This is a genomic window from Streptomyces viridifaciens (assembly GCF_001888885.2).
GTDB lineage: Bacteria > Actinomycetota > Actinomycetes > Streptomycetales > Streptomycetaceae > Kitasatospora > Kitasatospora aureofaciens.
Genome location: NZ_CP090841.1, coordinates 6,854,741 through 6,877,095 on the forward strand (window position 1 = coordinate 6,854,741; position 22,355 = coordinate 6,877,095).

Genomic DNA, 22,355 nt, shown 5'->3' on the forward strand with positions numbered 1-22,355 from the left:
GAGGGTCCTGCCTTTCCCGCGAGGGTCTTGAGTTCGAGACTGCCGACCGGGTCGGCGTGGGCTGACCGGGCGGCTGGACTGACTAAGCGCTTGCTCAGCATGGTGTCGGTGCGGCAGCCTGTCAACAGTCCGCCGGACCACGACGGACGGCCGACGGGAAAGCCCGTACGAATCCTCTGGGAGGATGGCGCCATGACCAGCACGCCGATCGCCGACCTCTGGCCGACCCTGCCCGGCGCCGACACCCGCCCCGAGGCGGCGTACCGGCTGCTCCAGGCGGCCGTCGAGTCGTTCGCGGAGCGCGGCTTCCACGCCACCACCACCCGGGACATCGCCACCGCGGCCGGAATGAGCCCCGCCGCGCTGTACATCCACTACCAGTCCAAGGCCGCCCTGCTCGCCGAGATCAGCCAGGCCGGGCACACCGCCACGCTCGCGCTGGTGCGGGCGGCGGCGGCCGGGGACGGCGGCCCGGCGCAGCGGATGCGCCGGATGGTCGAGCAGTTCACCGCCTGGCACGCCCGGGCCCGTACCGTCGGCCGGGTGGTCAACTACGAGCTGCACGCGCTGCCCGAGGACGCCTACGCCGTCGTCGCGGCGCTGCGCCTGGACATCGAGCGCGAGGTCAGCGCGCTGATCGAGGCAGGCGCGGCGGCCGGGGAGTTCGAGGTCGCGGAGGTGCGCACGGCTGCCCGCGCAGTGACCTCGCTGGGCATCGACGTCTCCCGCTGGTACACCGAGCGCTCCTCCGAGACGCCGGAGGAACTCGGCCGCCGTTACGGCGACTTGGTGCTGCGGATGCTCGGCGCCCGGGTCTGACCTCCGGCGTGCGGAGGGGGTGCGGGCGGCTCGGTCGGTGAGGACGGGTAGCGTGGTGGCTCCGGTGGACTTTGGTTCGAGGAGGTACTGATGGCCGATCAGAACGACCGTGTGAGCGAGCTGTTGGCCGAGGTCTGGATGTCCTGGGCGGAGCGCGGCGCGACCCTGAGCGCGGAGGACTGGGACCGGCCCACCCGGCTGTCCGAGTGGACCGTCCGGGACCTCTACGCGCACGTGGCACCGGCGCCGGGGCAGTTCTCCGAGCTGCGCGAGGCCGTGGTCGAGGGCCCGGCCGGGCTGACCGGCGGGGCGGAGATCCTGCGGGTGTTCAACCAGCCGGGCGGGCTGGCCCACACCGCCGCCGGGCAGATCGCCGAGATGGCCAAGGAGGCCGCCAAGGCGACCGAACCCGCCGTGCTGATCGCCCGGTTCGGCACCGAGGGCCCGGCCGCCCTGGCCGCGATCGCGGACCTCGCGCCCGACACCGTGGTGGCGCACCAGCTGCTCGGGAAGGTGACGGTGGGGGCGCTCGGCGAGTTGGCGCTGATGGAGGCCACCGTCCACCTGCTCGACCTGATCGCCGCCGTCGGCGGACCGGCGCCCGTGGAGGGGGCGCTGCACTTCACCCGCGGACTGCTGGCCGAGGCCGCGGACCCGGTGGCCTTCATCGAGGCGGCGGCGGGGCGCGGTTCGGAGCCGGTGCTGCCGATCATCCGCTGAGGCCTGGGGGCGGGAGCTCCCGGTCAACCGTCTGAGCTGGTCAGTCGTATGATCTGCACCAGACAGAACGGGATGGGTGGGGGCGTCGATGGACTCGTTGTGGAACCTGTGGTGGCTGGTGCCCGCCGTCCTCTACGGGGGCGGATCGATCGCCAACCGGGTGCGGCGGGACGTGAAGGAGCGGCACGAGCGCAAGCTCGAACTGCTCGAGGCCCAGCACCAGCAGCGCCTGGCCCTGGACGCGGCCAACCGGCCGCCCGAGCCGGTCTGCGGCTGCACCCACCACCTGGCCAAGCACGACAAGCAGGGCCGCTGCCACGAGGTGGTCGAGACGCCCACCGCCTGGGACGCCGACCGCCGCCCGGTGCGCTACGAGGCCGGGCAGTGCAACTGCCAGCAGTACGTGGGGCCGGAGCCGCTGGGCACGGTGTACGCCCCGGAGCTGATCGACCCGCGCTGAGCCGTACCCCGCGTCGAGGAGCGGCGACGGTGGAACGCTGCCGACGGCTGACCGAACCAGTCGCGTTCCACTGCGCGACGCTGGACAGGCGCAGCGGGCGGTCCTGCCACCAGTCCTCGACGGCGAGGGAGGTGACGGACATGATGTCGCGTCCATCCGTCCTCGGGCCGTGAAGTGCCCGCTCCGACGGGGCTCGGTTGTTTCGCCCGGACGGAGCGGGTACGCGCGGAGTGAAGGCGGGTCGGCGGCCTCGTGGCGGGGCCGTCCCGATCCCGAGCGCCCCGGCCCGTGAGCGGGTACCGGCGGCTACGCACCGAGGTGAGCGTCATGAGCAGCGAACGACCGGACGACGACCGTAGGGACCGGCAGGACCCAGACCAGAAGGAGCAGGAATCGCCCGTCGGCCCGGGAGGGGTGGGCGGATCCAGCGGCGCGGAGGCGCAGCCGCGCGAGCGCACCGTCCCCGGCACCGCATCCGCACGGGAGGGCTACCAGCCCGACCACGGCACGGGTTCCGGCTCCCCGTTGGAAGGCGTCGAGATCGACCCGGACGAGCAGCAGGAGATCCACCCCTCCGACGACGAGGACCAACCCGACGCTGGCCCGGTCCGGCGCAGCCCGTCCTGAACAGGTCCCGACCGGAGGAGGCCGGCCCGCCCGGATGAGCGGCAGCGCCCCGCGGACTCCCTCCGGGCGGGCCGACCGGCCCCTCAGGGCGTGACGGTGACGGTGGAGCCCACCAGGTGCTCTGCCAGTCCGGCCCAGCCCTGCTCGCGGTACCAGCGCCGCTGGCGGTCCGCGCCGTTGCCCGTGCGGTCGAACTCCCGCCACAGCTCGGCCACCCGGCCGGTGTCGCCGGCCGCTTCCAGGCCCGGGGCGAGGTAGGCGCGCAGCTCCTCGACCACGGCGGCGGCCGGGCGGGCGGTGCCGTCGGCGGGGGAGACCAGCTGCCCGTGCAGCCCGGTGCGGGCGGCGTGCCAGGTCGCGGCCCGTAGCAGCTCCTCGGGGGTCCGCGGGCGCGGGCGCCCCTGCCGCTCCTCAAGGACAGCGGTGGTCACCAGGGCCCGGACCAGGCCGGCGAACAGCTCGGCGTCGGCGACCGTCAGCTGGACGTCCGCCGCCCGCACCTCCACGGTCGGATAGCGCTCGGACAGCCGGGCGTGCCAGTACAGCTGCCCCGCGTCGGCCACCGCTCCGGCAGTCCGCAGTGCCGCCACCCGCTGCCGGTAGTCCGCGGCGTCGCGGAAGGCGGGCGGCGGCCCGCTGACCGCCCACTGGTCGAACTGGACCGTGCGCCAGCTGGCGAAACGGGTGTCCGCGCCGCGCCAGTAGGGCGAATTCGCGCTCAGCGCGATCAGCACCGGCAGCCAGGGCCGCAGCCGCACCAGGGCGCCCAGGCGCTCCTCCTCGTCGCGGACGCCGACGTGGACGTGCATGCCGTTGAGCATCAGGTCGTCGACCAGCGCGGGTGCCTGCCGGTGGGCCCGCCGGTAACGCTCGGCGTCGGTGACCGGCACCGGGCCCGGCGGCCCGAACGGGGCCGAGCCGACCGGTACGACCCGGCAGCCGTGCTGGGCCGCGGCCGCGTTCAGCCCGGCGCGTACCCGGGCCAGGTGGCGGGCCACCCCCGCCAGGTCCTCACAGACCGGCGTCGCGCTCTCCACCTGGACCTGGAGCAGCTCGTGCTGCGCCTCGGCGGGGCGCAGCGCGGGCGCCAGTGAGGCGGTGGCCAGGACCTCGGCGGCCCGGGGCAGTGGCATGCCGTCGCGGGGATCGACCAGCAGGTACTCTTCCTCGACTCCGAGTGTCAGCATGCCGCTCGGCTACCCCGGGCGGCTTCTCGTACACGGCCGGAGCTGCGGGATGCTTCGGAGTGACCTGGTCCGAGCACGCGAACCGGATCCGGGGCACCCTCGGAAACCTCCGGCTGCGAGAGGGAGTTCGGGAGCTCTCGGCTGGTGCGGGTGTGCGTACGGGTGTGGATGGCCCAACGGCCCGGCGTCGTCCGGTGGTTGATCCGGTCGGGAGGCAGGGTGGCCATGTGCCCGCCGGCTGCGCCAGGTGTCTGCCGCCACACCGTGAACTCGGTGACCTGTGGCACCATGCCCCGGAAGTCGACTTTTCCGAGGAAAGGACCAGCGGCATGTCCGACACCGCCACCGGGCCCGGCGCCGTACCCGCCGGGGAGCCCGTCTTCCGCACCGCGACCCTCGCCGACGTCCCGGCACTGGTCGAGCTGGTCGAGTCCGCCTACCGGGGCGAGGCCAGCAAGGCCGGCTGGACCACCGAGGCGGACCTGCTGGACGGGCAGCGTACCGATGCGACGAGCGTTTCCGAGGCCGTCCAGGATCCGGACGGGGTGGTGCTGCTGGTCGAGCGCGACGGCGAACTGGTCGCCTGCTGCCAGCTGGAGCGGCGGCCGGACCGCGCCTACTTCGGCATGTTCTCGGTGCGCCCGACGCTGCAGGGCGGCGGGATCGGCCGGGTGGTGCTGGCCGAGGCGGAGCGGCTGGCCAGGGAGGAGTGGGGTATCGGGCTGCTGGAGATGAAGGTGGTCGAGCAGCGCGGCGACCTGATCGCCTGGTACGAGCGGCGCGGGTTCCGCCGTACCGGCGTCTACAGCCCCTTCCCGTACGGCGACGAGCGCTTCGGCGTCCCGCGTCGGCCGGACCTTCGGTTCGAGCTGTTGACCAAGGAGCTGAAGGGGGTGTGAGGGCGGCGGGTCCGGGGGCGGGCCGTGGTTCGCGCCGCGCCCGGTTCGTTGATCGTTTGATGGTTCGTCGTCTCGCTGGCGCAACGTCAACTGGCTGAGCTGGGGCGATGCGGAGTTGTCACACCTCGTTCATAATTGGTCCAGACCAATGTGAGAGGCTGGGGTCGAACGGCAAGGTTCCGCCCGACGCCCAGGGGGGCCGTCTCCGCATGCCCGTACTCCATGGCACCACCGTGCCAGCACCCGACACCGGCCCGCGCCGGACAGCCGCGGACCCCGACCTCCGCCTGCCGAGCCCGCCCGACGACGAGGAGCTCTACTGGTACTTCGGCCCGCAGCGCCGATGGGTGCTGCTGTGCGCCACCCTCTCCTACGCGGGAGCCACCGCCACCCTCGGCCTGTTCGCGCTGAGCAAGCCGCTGCTGTGGCCGTTCCTGCTGCTCACCCTGCTCAACGCCGCCACCTGGCTGCTCTCGCTCGCCGACGGCCAGCGCGCCCGCCGCTACACCCGCGACTCGCACGACCTGCTGCTGCGCGCCTGGAACCCCGCCCGCCACCCGAGCGTGGACCTGCTGCTGCCCACCGCGGGCGAGCCGCTGGCCGTCCTCGACAACGCCTACCGGCACACCGCCGCCGTCCACTGGCCCGGTGAGCTCACCGTCCTGGTCCTCGACGACGCCGACCGCCCCGAGGTGTGCCGGCTCGCCGAGTCCTACGGCTTCCGCTACCACGCCCGCCCCGACCGGGGCCGGTTCAAGAAGGCCGGCAACCTCAACCACGGCCTGGCCGCGGGCGAGGGCGAGATCGTCGCCGTGCTCGACGCCGACTTCTGCCCCCGCCCCGACTTCCTGCACCACCTGGTGCCCTACCTCGACAACCCCGGGGTCGGCATCGTGCAGAGCCCGCAGTGCTTCGACACCGACGCCGACATGTCCTGGCTCGAACGCGCCGCGGGAGCCACCCAGGAGATCTTCTACCGCTGGATCCAGCCCTCCCGGGACGCCCAGGACGGCACCGTCTGCTGCGGCACCAACGCGCTCTACCGCCGCGCCGCCCTCCAGCGGATCGGCGGCTTCGCGGAGATCGACCACAGCGAGGACCTCTACACCGGTCTCGCCCTCGCCCACGTCGGATGGAGCACCCGGTACGTGCCCGCGCTGGTCGCCAAGGGCATGTCGCCCACCGGCCTGCCCGCCTTCATCAGCCAGCAGTACCGCTGGTGCCTCGGCTCGCTCGCCCTCGTCCGCGACCCGGACTTCCGCAAGGGGCCGCTGTCGCGCTCGGCCCGGCTCTGCTTCTGGAACGGCATCCTCGGCTACCTGACCAGCGCGGTGAACGTGTTCGCCGTACCGCTGCCCGCGCTGATCATGCTGTTCTTCGCACCCGGGGAGATCCGGCCCTGGCAGGTGCTCCCCTTCCTGCCGCCGATCTGGGTCGCCCTCGTGCTGCTGCCCGCGATGTCCCGCACCCGCTGGCGCTTCGAGGTCACCAGGGTCCAACTCCTCGGCGGGCTCTGCCACGTGGTCGCCATCGGCCACGCGCTGCGCCGCCGCTCCGCCGACTGGGTGCCCACCGGCGCCGTCTCGGGCGGGACGTCACTGGCCCGGTCCGTCGCCCGGATCGGCGTCGGCTGGCTCGGCCTGGTCGTCCTCGCGGGCAGCGCGGGCCTGGTGCGCGCCGCGCTGGAGTACGGCTGGCGGCCGTTCTGGGCGCTCGCCGCGCTGCTCGGGCTCACCGCGTACACCATGATCCCGCTGATCCGGGCCCTGTGGCCGCTGCTCGGCGGGGGCCGGGGAACCGCCGGGGAGGTCGCCCCACCGGTGCGGCGCCGTACCGGCCTCGGCTCCGGCCACGGTTCCGAGCACGGTTACGGCTTCGGCTCCGGCCTCGGTTCGGACCTCGGCTGCGGCCCCGGCTTCGGGCGGGCGGAGGCCGTCGCCGTCACCGCCGTACTGCTGCTGTGCGGGGTGCTGGCCTCCGGCTGGGCCGATCCGCTGCTCTTCTGACCGTCTGCTCCCACCGCCTCGTTTCCTTGCGCGTCGCCCCACCGGCGCGGATCCCGCCGACCGGCCGCCCCATCGGCCCGGCGGGCCCGACCACCGCTGCCTGCCCAGCAAGGAGCACCGCCGTGTCCACGGCCGTACCACCGACGTCGTCCACGCCTTCCGAAGAACTGCTGCCCGGAGTCGTCCGGGTGGACCGGCAGGCCGCCGCTGTTCCCACTGCCTCCGCCTCCGCCTCCGGCGAGGTGCTGCCGACGGGAGGGCCCCGCCGCCGCAGCACCTTCCGCCCCGACATCGAGGGACTGCGCGGGATCGCCGTGCTCTCCGTCCTCGCCTTCCACGCGGCGGTCCCCGGCCCGACCGGGGGTTACGTCGGCGTCGACATCTTCTTCGTCATCTCCGGCTTCCTGATCACCGGCCTGCTCACCGGCCGCCCGCTCGGCCTCTGGGACTTCGCCGCCCGCCGTGCCCGGCGCATCCTGCCCGCGGCCGCCACCGTGCTGGTCGCCACCGCCGCCGCTGGCGGCGCCCTGCTCGACCCGCTGCGCGGCACCGACCTCGCCCGCGACCTGATCGCCGCCGCCGGCCAGTACGCCAACTGGCGCTTCGTCGGCCAGCAGACCGACTACCTGGCCGCCGAACGCGACCCCAGCCCGCTCCAGCACTTCTGGTCCCTCGGTGTGGAGAACCAGTTCTACCTGTTCTGGGGCGTCCTCCTGCTCGGCCTCGCCCGCTACCTGCACGGGCGGCGCCGCTCCCTGGCGATCACCCTCGCCACCCTGGCCGTCGGCGGCACCTCGCTGGCCCTGTGCCTGCGCTGGACCGCGGCCTCGGCGCCGCTCGCCTACTTCTCCACCGGCAGCCGACTCTGGGAGTTCGCCGCCGGGGCGTGCGCGGCCCTGCTGAGCAGCGCCCTCGCCACCCGCACGCCGGGGCGCGCCGTCACCCGGACGCTGCGGCCGCTCGGCTGGGCGGGCCTGGCAGCCGTGCTCGGGTCGATCCTCCTCTACGACCGCACCACCCCCTTCCCGGGCGCGGCCGCGCTGCTGCCCGTCCTCGGCACCGCCGCCGTGCTGCTCGCGGGCCCCTCCGACCGTCTCGTCGGCGGACTGCTCGCCACCCGCCCGCTGCGTGCCGCCGGGCGCCTCTCGTACGCCTGGTACCTGTGGCACTGGCCGGTGCTGATCATCGCCCAGGCCCGCTACGGCCAGCTGCCCTGGACGGTGCTGCTCGCCCTGACCGCGGCCAGTGCGCTGCCCGCCTGGCTCACCCTGCGCCTCGTCGAGCAGCCGCTGCGGTACGGCAGCAGCCCGGCACCCCGGCGCGGCCTCGCCGTCGGCGCCAGTGCCCTGGTCATCCCGCTGATCGCCGCCCTCACCCTCGGCGGCGGCACCGTCCGCGCGCTCGGCGGCGCCACGAACACCCCGACCGCCGCACCCGCCGGAGCCGTCGACGGGCCCACCCTGCTCGCGGCCGGCACCCGGGTGCTCGGCCTCACCCCCTCGCTCGCCCGGGCCCGGGAGGACTTCCCGCCCGGCAAGGGCTGCGAGATCCCGCTCAACGCCGACAGCAGCCCACGCTGCCTCTTCGGCGACGAGAACAGCCCCGACCGGATCGTGCTGCTCGGCGACTCGCACGCCGGACAGTGGATCTCGGCCGGGCTGAAGATGGCCGAACAGCGGCACTGGGCGCTGGAGGTCCTGGTCAAGCCCGGCTGCCCGCTGGCCACCCTGACCGTGCGCAACGACGTCCTCGGCCGCACCTACGACGAATGCGACCGCTGGCGCGAGGACACCCTCACCCGGCTCACCTCCGGCCCCGAACCCCGGCTGGTCCTGATGGCCGGGCTCAACCGCTACGGCGGCCAGGAGGAGCGGACCGTCGGCTGGACCCGGACCCTGGACCGGCTCGCCGCGCTCGGCGCCCCGCTCGCCTACCTCGGCGACACCCCGATGCCGGGCAAGGACATCCCCACCTGCCTGGCCGCCTCCGACGGCCGCTCCGACGCATGCTTCTTCCCCCGCGACACCGCCTTCGAGCCCGACCCGATGCTCGACGGCGGCCTCGCGGCCCGCTACGGCGTCCGGACGCTCGACCTCGGGCCGCTGCTCTGCCCGGGCAGCGGCCCGAGCTGCCCGGCGGTGCTGGAGGGCGTGGTGCTCTACCGGGACACCGGGCACATCACGGACACCCTCGCCCAGGTGCTGGCGCCCCGGCTGGACAAGGGACTGCTGGGCGCGCCGTGACCGGTCCCCGCGGATGAGGGAGCTGCCCCGGTGCGTGGGCGGGGCGGCTCCGGAGGGGACGGGCCCCGCAACCGGCAGCTGCATTCGAGTAAGTCCCTGTACGCGTCGCACCGTTGAGGTCCGACGCCCCCCGCCCGGAATCAGCCGTAGAACTCGCGGCAGAGGCGGCCCTGCTGGGAGCCGGCCGGCCAGCGGCCGATGCGTTCGGCCTGGTCGCAGATGCTGCCCGGGCCGAGGGAGGGGACGGTCTGGGCTCCGCCGCCCGACGTCGGGCGGGTGCCGGGGCTGGGGTGCGGGGTGCGGCCCGACCTGGGGTGGGCACTGGGGCTCGGGTGCCGGCCGTCGGCGTGCTCCGGCCCGGCCGGGGCGGCCGCCGGAGTGGCCGCCGAAGTGGCCGGGGCACCGATGCTCGCCACAGCGCTCTCGGCGCTGGTGGGGGACGGCAGCGGGGACGGCGCGGGCGTGCCGTCCGTCAGCACGTCCGACGGGGTGGCGGAGGGCGAGGCGTCCGGCAGGGCCACCACCCGCACGTCGTCACCCGAGCCCGGACCGCACATCACCAGGACCGCCGCCAGCACCGCGAGCGTCCCGCCCGCCGCCACCGCCCACACCTTCCGCGAACGGCGCGGCGGCTCCGGCGGCGGAGCCACCGGCGGGCCCGTCCGTGGCGGCCCCGCCTGGGGCGGAACAGGGACCGGTGGCGGCTGCCAGGCGTTCGACGGCCACTGCCACTGTCCTCCGGTGGGCTGCCCAGTCATCTGCTCGTCCTTCCAGCGCGCCCCCGCCGTACCTTTCCGTGCTCAACGAGCGCGCGGACGCCGGGACATGACCCGGAAGAGGGGTCTGGACGGGCGGGGATTGCCACCGCGCCACATGCTGGGGGTCATGGAGACCAACAGCACGACCGCACACCTGATCGAGGTGGCCGAGTTCCGGACCGACAGCCGCTACCGTCTCGTCCATTTCGAGGGGCACGGCTGGGAACCGCTCGCCCCCGAGGAGTTCGAACCCCGGATCCACCAGCTCTTCCCCGGCCTCGACCCGCGTGACCCGGCCAAGGTGCACTGGGCCGACCGCCCCTGGGAATGGCCGGCCTGGCACCCCGGAGAGGCCTGATCCACCGATCACCGTGCCGCCGTTCGCTACGCTTTCCGGGTGAGCGTGGATCACTTCTGGTGTCGCCTGCCGGGTCGGGCCGTGGACACCTGTTCGCCCGAGGAGCTCGGCGAACTGGTGCCCCGGAGCCGCGACCACCGGTACGACCGGCTGGCCGCCGACGGACTCGCCCTCGGGGTGCGGCAGACCGCCGCCCTGATGGAGCTCGCGCTCACCGAGAACGGACTGCATCCCGACCCGGCCGCCCGACTGCCCGTCTACGGCGGTGCCCGCCCGGCGGCCGGGGCCGAGATGCTGGTGCTGCGCCCCGAACAGGTCGCCGCCGCCTCCGCCTTCCTGCGCGGCTCGGCGCTCGGCGAACTCGTCCGTCAGCAGAACACCGTGCTCGCCCGGCGGGTCGCCCAACTCGACTCCGCGCCGCCCTGGTCGGAGACCTGGGCCACCCGCGTCGTCAACGACCTGCGCGAACTGCGGGACTTCTTCGCGGGCGCGGCCGCGGCCGGGGACGCGGTGGTCGTCCGGGAGTCGGCGGGGACGGTCCGATGAGCGCCGCGGACGCCACGAGTGCCGCGGACGCCATGAGTGCCGCGGGCACGGCCGGCACCGCCGGTTACGGCGAGGCGGCGGAGCAACTCGCCGTCCAGTACGAGAGCGTGGCCTTCACCGAGGTCCACCACTCGCTCCTGCACCTCTACCCGGCCGCGCCCGCCGCCGTCCTGGACGTCGGCGCCGGCACCGGACGCGACGCGGCGGCTCTCGCGGCCCTCGGCCACCGGGTGGTGGCCGCCGAACCGACGCCCGAACTGCGGGCCGTGGGCCGGCGCCTGCACCCGGACGCGGACATCCGGTGGGTGGCGGACGCGCTGCCCGCGCTGCCCCGGCTGAGCGCCGAGGGTGAGCGCTTCGACCTCATCCTGCTCACGGCGGTGTGGATGCACCTCACCCCTGCCGAAGGCCCGCCCGCCATGGACGCCCTGGGCCGCCTGCTCGCCCCCGGCGGCCGCCTGGCCCTCACTCTCCGCCACGGCCCCGTCCCGCCCGGCCGCCGGATGTTCGACCTGCCGCCCGAGCACACCATCGCCCTGGCGCGGGCCCGCGGCCTCCGACTGCTCCACCGCGGCGCCCGCCCCGACCTGCACGGTCGGGAGGGCGTCAGCTGGACGGAACTGGTCTTCGGCCGCGGGCAGTGACCGGCGGCGGCACTGACCGGCGTCCCCGGCAGGAGCCGGGGCCGCCGTTGGCCATGGGGTGATCGCTGCCGCATCCTCCGCGGTCGGTCGAGGCGTTTCCGAGAGCGCGGCATCAGATCCGCAGTTCGGGCGGGAAGCCCGTCCAGCGCAGGTCCTCGGGCAGGTGGCCCTGGTCGTTCAGCAGGAGGACGGAGGAGGGGCGCCCGGGGGTGAAGCGCAGGACTGTGAGGGCCGCGTTGGCGGCGTTGAGGCCGAGCCAGCGCCACCTGGGTGCGTCCAGGGTGTGGCGGACCAGCCAGCCGACCAGGAAGGCGTGGGTGACGACCAGTTCGTGCCGCTCCTCGCCGCCCGGGACCGGCCCGGTGAACCGTTCGACGGCCCGGCGGGCCAGCTCCGGACCCCGGGCGAGCTCCTCCGCCGAGGCGCCGGACAGGAACTGCAGCAGGAACTCCGCGCTGTCGGTGGGAAGTTCGTCGGCCGCGGGCAGGCAGGGGACGTAGTCGTCGGCCTCCTCGCAGGCCGACACCGCCGCCCCGCGCAGCTGCTCCCCGATGAGCCGGGCGGTCTGCGCGGCCCGGGGGAGCGGCCCGTGGTGCACCGCCGTGATCGGGCGGTCCGCCAGGCGGCGGCCGAGCAGGACGGCCTGGCGGCGTCCGGCGGCGGTGAGTCCCCCGCCGTCCGGGCCGTCCGGGCCGTCCGAGGTGGCCTCGCCGTGGCGGGCGAGGTAGAGGTAGCGGGTGGCGGTGCCGGGCATGCTGGGGGGCTCCTCGACTCTTCGTTGATCTTCAGGGATCTTCGGTGATCTTCGGGGTTGGTGTCCCTCAGCGACGCCTTCGGAGCGGCTTCCGGTTCCGTCAGCCGGTGTGGGCCTGGTCCAGGAGGGCGAGTTCCTCCGCCGTCAGCCGCACCGCGCCCGCGGCGATGTTGTCCTCCAGGTGCGCCACGTCGCCGGTGCCCGGGATGGCGAGGACGTGCGGGCCGCGGTGCAGCGTCCAGGCGAGCCGGACCTGGGCGGTGCTGATCCCGCGGGCCTCGGCCACCGCCTGGACCTGGGCGGGTTCGGTCGCGCCGGCGCCGCCCTGCCGGCCGTCGCCCGCGATGGCGTAGAAGGGGACGAAGGCGATGCCCTGCTCGCCGCAGAGCCGCAGCAGTTCGTCCTGGGCGGCGGAGGCGCCGATGCCGTACGGGTTCTGCACGCAGGTGACCGGGGCGATGGTCCGGGCCTCGGCGAGCTGGTGGGGGTGGATGTTGGACAGTCCGAGCCGGCGGATCAGGCCGGCCTGCTGCAACTCGGCGAGCGCGCCGAAGCGTTCGGCGATCGAGTCGGTGCCGAGGATGCGCAGGTTGACCAGGTCGAGGTGGTCGCGGCCGAGTTGGCGCAGGTTCTCCTCGACCTGGGCGCGCAGCCCGGCCGGGGTGCGGGCGTGCTCGGTCCACTGGCCGTCGGGGCCGCGGGCGGGGCCGACCTTGGTGGCGATCACCAGGTCGTCGGCGTAGGGGGCGAGGGCGCGGTTGATCAGCTCGTTGGCGGAGCGCAGCGGGGAGAAGTAGAAGGCGGCGGTGTCGATGTGGTTGACGCCCAGTTCGACGGCGCGGCGCAGCACCCGCAGGGCCTGCTCGCGGTCGCGCGGCACGGCGTCGGGCATCAGCGCCGGGCCGGTCTGCGGCAGGCGCATCGCGCCGAAGCCGATCCGGTGGACGGTGCGGTCGCCGAGCTTCCAGGTGCCGGAGGCGGAGGCGGTCACAGTGGTCACGGTGGTGTCGGAAGTCATGTCGGTCATGATCGCTTCTGGACTAACCTGACCGCCACTGATTCGCGAATGCGCGAATCCGATGGGACGGCCGAGGGGTGGGCGTTGGCGGAGCTGCTGTTCACGGCCGGTGACCTGGCGCGGATGCGGTTCGCGGTCGCGCCGATGTGGGAGGTCGGACCGAGCCTGCGGCTGCTGCGCGCGGGGCTCCCGCACGCCGTCCACGGCCCCTGGGCGGAGCAGGTGCGGCCCCGGCTGACGGCGCTCGGCCCGGCCTTCGGACTGCTCGCCGAGCTCGTGCCGCCCACCGGCTACGTGCCCGACTTCATCAACCCGGCCCCGGCCGGGCCCGCGCCGACCCTCGCCGAGGAACTCGCCGCGATCCGGGCCACGCCCGCCGGGCAGGTCCGGCGCGACCTCGACCGGCTCGCGGCGGAACGCGGCGCGCTCGGACCGAGGCTGCGGGCTCTGCACGCCGATCCGGAGGCCGGACTGGCGCGCCTCGCCGAGGCGGTCGAGGCGTACTGGGAGCTGGCCCTCGCGCCGTACTGGGCGAGGATCCGCGCGGTGCTCGACGCGGACGTGCTGCACCGGGCGCGGCAGGCGGCCGAGCACGGCGCCGAGCGGGTGCTGAACGACCTCCACGCCGAACTGCGGTGGGCGGGAGACGCCCTGCGGCTGAGCCGCCGCTCCCGCCCGATGCCGCGGGGGACGGCCGGGCCGGGCCTGCTGCTGATCCCCTCCGCGTTCACCGGGCCCGGTCTGTACACGCTGATCGCCCCACCGGGCCCGCCCCAACTCGCCTACCCGGCCCGGGGGATCGGCGGCCTGTGGCACACGGCCGCGGCGCCGGCCCCCGGATCGGCGGCGCTCGCGGCGGTGCTCGGCCGCTCCCGCGCCCTGCTGCTCGCCGAACTCGCTGCCCCCGCCGCGACCACCGAACTCGCCCGCCGCACCGGGCTGTCGCCCTCGGCCGTCTCCCAGTACCTGACGGCGCTGCGCGACGCGCGCCTGGTGAGCGCCCACCGCGCGGGCCGCTGGGTGCTGTACGCCCGGACGGCCGCGGCGGAGGCACTGCTGAACCCGGGGAACTGACGCCCGCTAGGCTGCCGGGCATGGACCGGAAGGAACCCGTGGAGCAGCCGCAGGGCCCGCTGACCGCCTTCGGCGGTCGCCTCGCCCTCGACCCGGACGCCAGGACCGCCACCGTGGACGGCCGCGCCGTCCCGCTCACGTACCAGGACGTCCGCGGCTTGCGCACCCTGATCGAGCTGGGCGAAGGGCTGCACGACGCGCGGGACGTCCTGCTGTACGGCTGGGGCGCCTGGACCGACCCCAGGGAGCTGCGGTACCCGATGGCCGTCCTGCGGGCGAAGCTCGGCGAGCCGTGGTGGATCGTCCGGGACGGGGACCGTTACGGCCTGCGGCCCCCGGGCCCGCCGCCGTCTGGCAGGCTGCCGTCATGACGCTTCCGATACTTCGCTGCGCCGTCCTGGACGACTTCCAGGGCGTCGCCACCAGCTCCGCCGACTGGTCGTCGCTGGCCGACCGGGTCGAGGTGACGTCCTTCCGCGAGCACCACGGCTCGGAGGACGAACTGGCCGCCGCGCTCGCCGGGTTCGACATCGTGGTCACCCTGCGCGAGCGGGTGCCGTTCCCCGCCACGCTGTTCGCCCGGCTGCCGAGGCTCAAGCTGCTGATCGCCTCCGGCATGCGCAACTCGGTCATCGACCACGCCGCCGCCGCGGCGCACGGCGTCACGGTCTGCGGCACGGCCAGCTCCGGCACCCCGCCGGTGGAACTGACCTGGGCGCTGCTGCTCGGCCTGGCCCGCGGGATCGTCCAGGAGAACACCGCGCTGCGCGAGGGCGGCCCGTGGCAGAGCACCGTCGGGGCCGACCTGCACGGGCGGACGCTCGGACTGCTCGGCTTCGGGCGGATCGGCGCGCTGGTGGCCAGAGTGGGGCTCGCGTTCGGCATGGAGGTGCTCGTCTGGAGCCGGAGCCTGACCGACGAGCGGGCGGCCGAGGCGGGCGTGCGCCGGGCTCGGTCCAAGGAGGAACTGCTGCGGGAGAGCGACTTCGTCTCGGTCCACCTCGCCTCGAACGCGGAGACCCACGGGCTGATCGGCGCCGCCGAACTCGCCCTGATGAAGCCCGACGCCTACCTGGTCAACACCTCCCGCGCGGCGATCGTCGACCAGGACGCGCTGCTCGCCGCGCTCACCGAGGGCCGGATCGCGGGCGCCGCCCTGGACGTCTTCGACGTCGAGCCGCTGCCCGCCGACCACCCGCTGCGCACCGCGCCCCGGCTGCTCGCCACCCCGCACCTGGGGTACGTCTCGCAGGACAACTACCGGCGGTACTTCGGTGAGGCGGTGGAGGACATCGAGGCCTTCCTCGAGGGTGAGCCGATCCGCCGTCTGGGCTGAGACCGGCGCCCGTGCCCGGGCCCCGGTCGGATACTGACCGCATGACGAGCGGAGACGGCTACGGCTACCGGGGGACGGGCCGACGCGGGGTGCTGCGGGCGGGGGCGGCGGCGGTGCTGCTGGGGGCGGTGGGGTGTTCGAGCGGCGGCAAGCCCGGCGGGGCTTCCACGAGTTCCGTCGCCGCGCCGACCGCGACCCCGACTGCAGCCACCACCCCGACTGCAGCCCCGACCCCGGCCGCGACGCCGACCCCGCTGCCCAGTCCGCCGCTCTGGCAGCCCGGCCCCGGCGAGATCCAGCCCGACGTCAAGCGTCGCGCCGTCGAGCTGGTCGCCGCGCTCGGGGCCTGGCCGCCCGGCGGGCAGGGCGTGGAGCCGGGCCGGGCCCGGGTGGCGGCGCTCGGGCTGCCGCCGGGGCTGGCGGACCAGGCCGGGCGGCTCGCCCCGGCGGCGGTCGAGGCGAGCCTGGAGGTGATCGACGCCCAGTACGGCGGGATCCTGGCCGACTCGGCGAGCGTGCTGGTGGTCTGCCGCCAGTGGACCCGGCAGTCGGACGGTTCGGTGGCCCCGGGCGGGATCACCGTGGACGTCCGGCTGAGCCGGGCCGAGCCGCGCTGGACCGTCATCGCCCTGCACCCGGGCGATCCGGGCCCGGCCGCCGCCTCGCCCGCCCCGGCGGTGGCCAAGGTGCTGGCCGAGCCGAGGATCGAGCTGCCGCCCGAGGCGGAGGCCGACCTGCTCAGCGGCAACGTCCACGACACCGTGCCGACGGCGATGCTGCGGCTGGCCGGCCCGTACACGCTCTCGGTGAGCGTGGTGCGCACCGGCCACCCGCTGGACGTCTTCGGGACGACCCGGCCCAGCGACCATCCGCTGGGCCGGGCCTTCGACGTCCGGCGGATCGACGGACGGGCGGTGGTGGACCCGGCCACGCCCCGGCAGCTGATCGAGTCCTTCATGCGGGACGCGGCGGCGGCCGGTTCGTACAACGTGGGCGGGCCGGTGGCGATCGCGGGCGCCGGCAACCAGTTCTTCACCGACGACACCCACCACGACCACGTCCACATCGGGTTCAACAGCTAGCGGCGGCAGGCGGCCGGGTGGGCTGGTCGGTCAACTTGACGCGATCGTGGACGACCGGGCTTGTGGGCGGCGCGCGGCTGGCTGCCGCGTGACGGCAGGCCTAAGCTCTCGGGGCATGGACGGATGGGTGGGGGCCTGGACCGGCGGGCGGGCGGCGGTGCACTTCGGGAACGTCGCGGATTTCAACGCGCAGTTCTTCGCCCCGGGCACGGACGCCTAGCAGCGCGCCCGGCGGCTGCGGCAGGCGCACCACTACGCCTGCCTGGCCGTCGGGTACAGCCCGGAGCCGGCGGTGCTGGTGCTGCCCGCCGAGGTCGACCGGGAGTGGACCGACTGGCTGGCCCGGGAGTTGGAGTGGGGCCCGGTCGAAGTGCACAGCGGAGTCGCGGACGGCCGGACGCTCGCCGAGGCGCTCGCCGCCCGGCCCGCCCTCGCCGCGCGGATCGCCGACTCCGGTCTTCCGGTGCTCAGTTGGGGCCGTACCGCCGCGCAGGGCGAGGGGCCGGAGCTGGCCGCCGTCCGCCGCTACGAGTCCGAGGCCGCCGCGCACGGGCTGTTCGCCGCCCTGGCCGCCGAGCACCCCGGGATCGTCGTCCCCGCGCAGGAGCGCCCGGAGAGCCGCCGCCGGGCGGCGCGGCGGCTGACCGTCCGCGCCGCCCGGGGGCTGACCACCGTACTGAAGAGCCCGCACGGCGTCGGCGGCTACGGCACCGTCGTGGTCGAGCCCGCCGAGCTGTTCGCCGCGGGCGGCGGGAGCGCCCTGCTGCGCCGCCTGGTCCGCTCCGACACCATGCCGCGCCACGGCGAGTTACTGCTGGAGGAGTACGTCGCCCCGGGCCCGGCCGCCCGGCTGCGCGACCGCACCTACGACGCCGTGGTCGGCCCGGACGGCGCCGTGCACCCCGTCGGTGCCGGCGCCATGGAGGTGGCCGGCACCCGCTACCAGGGCGTCACCGTCGGCCCCGGCGCCGTCCCCCGGGCCGCCGCCGAGACGGCCCGCCGGTTCGCCCTCGCGGTGGGGGAGCGGCTCGCCGCGGACGGCTACCGCGGCTGGTTCGACGTCGACTTCGTCACCGACCGGCCGACCGTCAGCCGCTTCCCAGGGGTCGGCTCCACCTCGACCACGGCCGCCTCCCGCACCGCGGGGTGGGCGCGCTCCCCGTAGGTCAGCTCCGCCCCGCCGCAGCGCACCGCCACCGCCTGCGGCGCCCGGCGGGCCTGCCGCTCGACCAGTCCGTGCACGGTCCCCGGCCGCTCCGAGTCAGCCACCATCACGCCTCCCCCTCGCTCCCCTCGGAAAGGCACCATGTTCCTCCCAACTCCCCTCGTGCAACAGGGTTCTGCCGCGTCCACCCATCGGACGGACGGAGTCCGCCCAGGCCGGCGGTTGTACGGTGCACACGGACGGTCGGCGCCGGCCCGTCCGGTGCGGCGCCCCCGCCCGCACCCTGCCCGGCGCCATGAATCGGAGTTCCCCATGAGCCCGTCCTTCGACGGCCCGCTGCTGCGCACCCAGGATGTGGACGTCGTGCGCGACGGCCGGCACCTGCTGCGCGGCATCACCCTGGAGATCCGGCCCGGCGAGCACTGGGCGCTGCTCGGCCCCAACGGGGCGGGCAAGTCCACGCTGCTGGCCCTGCTCGGCGCGGTCTCCCACCCCACCCGGGGCACGGTGGACGTGCTCGGCCGCCGACTCGGCCGCGTGGACGTCCGTGAGCTGCGCGCCCACCTCGGGCACGTCAACCCGCGCCACCCGCTGCGCTCGCCGCTGAGCGTGCGCGAGGTGGTGCTCACCGGCTCCACCAACACCATCGAGCCGGAGTGGCACCGCAAGCCCGCCCCCGAGGCGGTGGAGCGCGCCGAGCAGCTGATCGAGACGCTCGGCATGGGCGCGATGGCCGAGGCCCCGTGGACCACCCTCTCCCAGGGCGAGCGCGGCCGGGCGCTGATCGCCCGTGCGCTGATGCCCAGCCCCCGGCTGCTGCTGCTCGACGAACCCGCCACCGGGCTGGACCTCACCGCCCGCGAGCTACTGCTGGACAGCCTGGACCTGCTGCGCCACCAGCACCCGGAGCTGGCCAGCGTGCTGGTCACCCACCACCTGGAGGAGCTGCCGGAGAGCACCACCCACGCCCTGCTGCTGCGCGGCGGCGAGTGCGTGGCGGCCGGGCCGGTGGACGAGGTGATGACCACCGGGCTGATCAGCGAGACCTTCGGCCACCCGATCCGGATCAGCCGCCACGAGGGCCGCTGGACGGCCCGGGCGGCGGCCCGTCGAGCCCCCGGCAGGTAGCGGATCGGGTCGGGCGGGGGGCCGGGTATCGACGGTAAAGAGTTCTTACGTAAGGTATGCCTTAGCTAAAAAGGAGGCGCCGGCCCGGTCGGCGCTTTACCCGGCCTTGGCACCCCCATGCCCTTTTCCGTTGGAGCACCCATGCCCGCCCGCCGCCGTTCCACCGCAGCCGCCCTGCTCAGCCTCGCCGTGGCGACCGCCGCCCTGGCCGGCTGCGCCTCGAAGAAGGACGACAAGGCCGGCGGCGCGGACGCGGTCAAGATCAACGCCACCGACACCGCCTGCGAGGTCTCCACGACCAGCTTCCCGGGCGGCCACGTGGTGCTGGACATCAGCAACAAGGGCTCCAAGACCACCGAGGTCTACGTCTACGCCGCCGGGGACAAGATCGTCACCGAGCGGGAGAACATCGGCCCCGGCACCAAGGCCTCCATCAACGCCGAGATCAAGGCCGGCTCGTACGAGATCGCCTGCAAGCCCGGCATGGTCGGCGACGGCATCCGCCAGAAGATCACCGTGACCGGCGAGGGCGGCAGCACCGCCCCGGCCGACCCGCGTCTGGGCGCCGCCGTCGACTCCTACCGCAAGTACGCCCAGGAGCAGGCCGACGCCACCGTCCCGGCCGTCGAGGCCTTCGCCGCCGCGATCAAGGGCGGCGACCTGGAGAAGGCCAAGTCGCTGTACGCGCCCTCGCGCACCGGCTGGGAGCGCACCGAGCCGGTCGCCGAGAGCTTCGGGGACGTCGACCCCAAGACCGACACCCGCGAGGACAAGCTGGAGCAGGGCCAGCAGTGGACCGGATGGCACCGGCTGGAGAAGGCCCTCTGGGCCGACGCGAAGACCGGCGACGACGAGAAGAAGCTCGCCGACCAGCTGGTCGCCGACCTCAAGGACTGGCAGAAGAAGATCCCCGAGGCGGAGATCACCGCGACCAGCATGGCCAACGGAGCGAAGGAACTGCTGGACGAGGTCGCCACCAACAAGATCACCGGCGAGGAGGACCGCTACAGCCACACCGACCTCGCGGACTTCCAGGCCAACGTCGAGGGCGCCCAGAAGGCCTACGAGCTGCTGAAGCCGGTCGCCGCGGAGAAGGACCCGGAGCTCGCCAGGACGCTCGACTCCGAGTTCGCCGCCATCACCGCCCTGCTCGCCAAGTACAAGCAGGCCGACGGCACCTTCACCCCCTACGACAAGGTCACCGAGGCCGAGCGCAAGGCCTTCTCCGACGCGGTGAACTCGCTGGGCGAGCCGCTGTCGAAGCTGGCCGCCGCCGTGGTCGTCAAGTAGCCGGTCCCCGACCGAAGTCCAGTAGTTCCGCAAGAGTGAGAAGGGCCCGCCCGCCGATGGACGCCGAGAACGAGCAGCAGAACGGCACCCCGGCCGCTGCCGCCACTGCCACCCCCGACCGGGCCGCGGTCAGCCGGCGCGCCGTCATCGGCTGGGCCGGCGCGGGCGTCGCGCTCGGCGTCGCCGCCGCCGGCTCGGTCGCCGCGGCCGTCCGGCAGGACGACGACCCGGCCCCGGCGGCGAACGCCGTGGTCGGCGGGGAGGTGCCGTTCTACGGCGAGCACCAGGCGGGCATCTCCACCCCGGTCCAGGACCGGCTGCACTTCGCGGCCTTCGACGTCTCGGAGAAGGCCACCCGGGACTCCCTGGTCAAGCTCCTCAAGGAGTGGACCAGGGCGGCCGCCGCGATGACCGGCGGCCGCGAGGTCGGCACCGGCGCCGTCCCCGCCTCCGCCGAGGCGCCGCCGGACGACACCGGCGAGGCGCTCGGCCTGCCCGCCTCCAGGCTCACCCTCACCATCGGCTTCGGGCCGAGCCTGTTCGAGAAGGACGGCATCGACCGCTTCGGCCTCAAGGTCCAGCGCCCCGACGCCCTGATCGAACTGCCCACCTTCAAGGGCGACAAGCTCGACCCGCTGCGCAGCGGTGGCGACCTCTGCGTCCAGGCCTGCGCCGACGACCCCCAGGTCGCGGTGCACGCGATCCGCAACCTGGCCCGGATCGGCATGGGCACCGTCAACATCCGCTGGTCCCAGCTCGGTTTCGGCAAGACCTCCTCGACCACCCCGGACGAGCAGACCCCGCGCAACCTGATGGGGTTCAAGGACGGCACCCACAACATCGCGGGCACCGACACCGCCAACCTGTCCGAGCACGTCTGGGCCGCCCCCGGTGACGGCCCGGAGTGGATGACCGGCGGCTCCTACCTGGTCGCCCGGCGGATCCGGATGCACATCGAGACCTGGGACCGCGCCTCGCTCAAGGACCAGGAGGACACCTTCGGCCGCACCAAGGGCGAGGGCGCCCCGTACGGCAGGGCCAAGGAGCACGACGCCCCGGACCTCAAGGCGATGCCCGCGACCTCGCACGTAGCCCTGGCCCACCCGGACGCCAACAACGGCCTGATGATCCTGCGCCGCGGCTTCTCCTTCACCGACGGCACCGACGGCCTCGGCCGCCTGGACGCCGGACTGTTCTTCCTCGCCTACCAGCGCGACACCCGCAAGGCCTTCGTGCCGCTGCAGCAGCGGCTCGCGGCCTCCGACAAGCTCAACGAGTACATCCAGCACGTCGGCTCCGCCCACTTCGCCTGCCCGGCGGGGGTGCGCAAGCCGGGGGAGTGGTGGGGCCAGGCCCTCTTCGGCTGATGTCACCCACCCCCACCACCACGAGGAGTCAGCCGTGTTCGGCAACTACCTGATCGGCCTGCGCGAAGGCCTCGAAGCCAGCCTGGTCGTCTGCATCCTGATCGCCTATCTGGTCAAGACCGACCGCCGGGACAAGCTGCCGCCGGCCTGGCTCGGCGTCAGCGCGGCCGTGGTGCTCTCCATGGCCTTCGGCGCGGTGCTGCAGTTCGGCTCCTCACAGCTCACCTTCGAGGCCCAGGAGGCGCTCGGCGGCTCGCTGTCGATCATCTCGGTCGGGCTGGTGACCTGGATGGTGTTCTGGATGCGGCGCACCGCCCGGCACCTGAAGACCGAACTGCACGGCAAGCTGGACGCGGCGATCGCGATGGGCACGACGGCCCTGGTTGTCACCTCCTTCCTGGCCGTCGGCCGCGAGGGCCTGGAGACCGCGCTGTTCATCTGGTCGGCCGTGCAGGCCACCGACGACGGCTGGAACCCGCTGGTCGGCGCCGCGCTCGGCCTGCTCACCTCGGTGGTGCTCGGCTGGCTGTTCTACCGGGGCGCGCTGAGGATCAACCTGGCGAAGTTCTTCACCTGGACCGGCGCGATGCTGGTCGTGGTCGCGGCCGGCGTGCTCGCCTACGGGGTGCACGACCTCCAGGAGGCCGGCTGGCTGCCCGGCCTGCACTCGCTGGCCTTCGACATCTCCAGCACCATCCCCAAGGACAGCTGGTACGGCACCCTGCTGAAGGGCGTGTTCAACTTCCAGCCGGACCCGACCGTCCTGCAACTGGTGGTCTGGCTGGCCTACCTGCTGCCCACCCTGGCCGTCTTCTTCAACCTCTTCGGGAGCAGGGCGAAGCCCGTCACCGCCAAGTCGGCCGCCTGACCCGGC

General features: G+C 74.4%; 23 protein-coding genes. 19 read left to right on the forward strand and 4 right to left on the reverse strand.

The window, feature by feature from the left end; all coding sequences use genetic code 11:
- The first annotated feature begins 192 nt into the window (after positions 1–192).
- The 4 genes from BOQ63_RS37860 (at position 193) to BOQ63_RS37875 (ending at position 2,626) form a co-directional block, all read left to right on the forward strand.
- On the forward strand, positions 193–819 hold the full coding sequence (locus BOQ63_RS37860) for a TetR/AcrR family transcriptional regulator (RefSeq protein WP_030550601.1): 627 nt from the start codon (positions 193–195) through the stop codon (positions 817–819).
- A 90-nt stretch (positions 820–909) separates the two neighbouring features.
- Positions 910–1,539 carry a maleylpyruvate isomerase N-terminal domain-containing protein gene (locus tag BOQ63_RS37865; RefSeq protein ID WP_030278651.1) on the forward strand — a complete coding sequence of 210 codons (630 nt, stop codon included), beginning with the start codon at positions 910–912 and terminating at the stop codon, positions 1,537–1,539.
- Between the two features lie 88 nt (positions 1,540–1,627).
- Positions 1,628–1,999, forward strand: a complete 372-nt coding sequence (locus tag BOQ63_RS37870) for a hypothetical protein (RefSeq protein ID WP_072655795.1) — start codon at positions 1,628–1,630, stop codon at positions 1,997–1,999.
- A 327-nt stretch (positions 2,000–2,326) separates the two neighbouring features.
- Entirely contained in the window at positions 2,327–2,626 is a 300-nt protein-coding gene (locus BOQ63_RS37875) for a hypothetical protein (protein ID WP_043480473.1), read from the forward strand.
- An 83-nt stretch (positions 2,627–2,709) separates the two neighbouring features.
- Here the strand turns inward: BOQ63_RS37875 and BOQ63_RS37880 are convergent, their stop codons facing one another.
- Positions 2,710–3,813 carry a carboxylate-amine ligase gene (locus tag BOQ63_RS37880; protein WP_030550599.1) on the reverse strand — a complete coding sequence of 368 codons (1,104 nt, stop codon included), beginning with the start codon at positions 3,811–3,813 and terminating at the stop codon, positions 2,710–2,712.
- Between the two features lie 329 nt (positions 3,814–4,142).
- Between BOQ63_RS37880 and BOQ63_RS37885 the strand changes: the two genes are divergently transcribed.
- The 3 genes from BOQ63_RS37885 (at position 4,143) to BOQ63_RS37895 (ending at position 8,961) form a co-directional block, all read left to right on the forward strand.
- Positions 4,143–4,712, forward strand: a complete 570-nt coding sequence (locus BOQ63_RS37885) for a GNAT family N-acetyltransferase (protein WP_072655796.1) — start codon at positions 4,143–4,145, stop codon at positions 4,710–4,712.
- 209 nt (positions 4,713–4,921) lie between these two features.
- Positions 4,922–6,718 (forward strand): glycosyltransferase family 2 protein, encoded by a 1,797-nt coding sequence (locus BOQ63_RS37890; protein ID WP_078866994.1) that lies wholly within the window; start codon positions 4,922–4,924, stop codon positions 6,716–6,718.
- Positions 6,719–6,840: 122 nt separating this feature from the next.
- Positions 6,841–8,961, forward strand: a complete 2,121-nt coding sequence (locus BOQ63_RS37895; RefSeq protein ID WP_223886158.1) for an acyltransferase family protein — start codon at positions 6,841–6,843, stop codon at positions 8,959–8,961.
- A 140-nt stretch (positions 8,962–9,101) separates the two neighbouring features.
- Here BOQ63_RS37895 and BOQ63_RS37900 read toward each other — a convergent pair whose 3' ends face one another.
- Positions 9,102–9,563 (reverse strand): hypothetical protein, encoded by a 462-nt coding sequence (locus tag BOQ63_RS37900; RefSeq protein ID WP_030278637.1) that lies wholly within the window; start codon positions 9,561–9,563, stop codon positions 9,102–9,104.
- A gap of 283 nt (positions 9,564–9,846) precedes the next feature.
- Here BOQ63_RS37900 and BOQ63_RS37905 point away from each other — a divergent pair, with 283 nt between their 5' ends.
- Genes BOQ63_RS37905 through BOQ63_RS37915 form a run of 3 tightly spaced genes read left to right on the forward strand, consistent with a single transcriptional unit; the run spans position 9,847 to position 11,267 of the window.
- The gene (locus BOQ63_RS37905; protein WP_030278635.1) at positions 9,847–10,077 is read left to right on the forward strand and encodes a hypothetical protein; all 231 of its coding nucleotides are present in this window, start codon (positions 9,847–9,849) and stop codon (positions 10,075–10,077) included.
- A gap of 39 nt (positions 10,078–10,116) precedes the next feature.
- Positions 10,117–10,623 carry a hypothetical protein gene (locus BOQ63_RS37910; protein ID WP_141763794.1) on the forward strand — a complete coding sequence of 169 codons (507 nt, stop codon included), beginning with the start codon at positions 10,117–10,119 and terminating at the stop codon, positions 10,621–10,623.
- Positions 10,620–11,267: a class I SAM-dependent methyltransferase gene (locus tag BOQ63_RS37915; protein WP_223886159.1), complete on the forward strand. Its 648-nt coding sequence runs from the start codon at positions 10,620–10,622 to the stop codon at positions 11,265–11,267. Before BOQ63_RS37910 ends, BOQ63_RS37915 begins: the two co-directional genes overlap by 4 nt.
- 112 nt (positions 11,268–11,379) lie before the next feature.
- On the opposite strand, the gene BOQ63_RS37920 is transcribed toward BOQ63_RS37915, so the two are convergent.
- Positions 11,380–12,021 carry a histidine phosphatase family protein gene (locus BOQ63_RS37920; protein ID WP_072655800.1) on the reverse strand — a complete coding sequence of 214 codons (642 nt, stop codon included), beginning with the start codon at positions 12,019–12,021 and terminating at the stop codon, positions 11,380–11,382.
- 100 nt (positions 12,022–12,121) lie between these two features.
- On the reverse strand, positions 12,122–13,039 hold the full coding sequence (locus BOQ63_RS37925; RefSeq protein WP_094742855.1) for an oxidoreductase: 918 nt from the start codon (positions 13,037–13,039) through the stop codon (positions 12,122–12,124).
- Positions 13,040–13,087: 48 nt separating this feature from the next.
- Between BOQ63_RS37925 and BOQ63_RS37930 the strand changes: the two genes are divergently transcribed.
- The 9 genes from BOQ63_RS37930 to efeU all read left to right on the forward strand — a co-directional run bounded on the left by BOQ63_RS37930 (position 13,088) and on the right by efeU (position 22,349).
- A complete protein-coding gene (locus BOQ63_RS37930) occupies positions 13,088–14,113 on the forward strand; it encodes a DUF5937 family protein (protein WP_223886160.1) in 1,026 nt (341 codons plus the stop codon).
- A 20-nt stretch (positions 14,114–14,133) separates the two neighbouring features.
- A complete protein-coding gene (locus tag BOQ63_RS37935; protein WP_030278624.1) occupies positions 14,134–14,484 on the forward strand; it encodes a response regulator transcription factor in 351 nt (116 codons plus the stop codon).
- Positions 14,481–15,449 carry a D-2-hydroxyacid dehydrogenase family protein gene (locus BOQ63_RS37940; RefSeq protein WP_030278622.1) on the forward strand — a complete coding sequence of 323 codons (969 nt, stop codon included), beginning with the start codon at positions 14,481–14,483 and terminating at the stop codon, positions 15,447–15,449. The genes BOQ63_RS37935 and BOQ63_RS37940 overlap by 4 nt, the downstream gene beginning before the upstream one ends.
- 41 nt (positions 15,450–15,490) lie before the next feature.
- The gene (locus BOQ63_RS37945; protein ID WP_078866992.1) at positions 15,491–16,531 is read left to right on the forward strand and encodes a hypothetical protein; all 1,041 of its coding nucleotides are present in this window, start codon (positions 15,491–15,493) and stop codon (positions 16,529–16,531) included.
- Between the two features lie 292 nt (positions 16,532–16,823).
- Positions 16,824–17,696, forward strand: a complete 873-nt coding sequence (locus BOQ63_RS37950) for a hypothetical protein (RefSeq protein ID WP_150476278.1) — start codon at positions 16,824–16,826, stop codon at positions 17,694–17,696.
- A gap of 312 nt (positions 17,697–18,008) precedes the next feature.
- A complete protein-coding gene (locus tag BOQ63_RS37955; protein ID WP_030278615.1) occupies positions 18,009–18,824 on the forward strand; it encodes an ABC transporter ATP-binding protein in 816 nt (271 codons plus the stop codon).
- A 141-nt stretch (positions 18,825–18,965) separates the two neighbouring features.
- A complete protein-coding gene (gene efeO / locus BOQ63_RS37960; RefSeq protein ID WP_030278613.1) occupies positions 18,966–20,114 on the forward strand; it encodes an iron uptake system protein EfeO in 1,149 nt (382 codons plus the stop codon).
- Positions 20,115–20,170: 56 nt separating this feature from the next.
- The gene (gene efeB, locus BOQ63_RS37965; RefSeq protein ID WP_150476279.1) at positions 20,171–21,481 is read left to right on the forward strand and encodes an iron uptake transporter deferrochelatase/peroxidase subunit; all 1,311 of its coding nucleotides are present in this window, start codon (positions 20,171–20,173) and stop codon (positions 21,479–21,481) included.
- Positions 21,482–21,515: 34 nt separating this feature from the next.
- On the forward strand, positions 21,516–22,349 hold the full coding sequence (gene efeU / locus BOQ63_RS37970) for an iron uptake transporter permease EfeU (RefSeq protein WP_072655803.1): 834 nt from the start codon (positions 21,516–21,518) through the stop codon (positions 22,347–22,349).
- Positions 22,350–22,355: the final 6 nt, after the last annotated feature.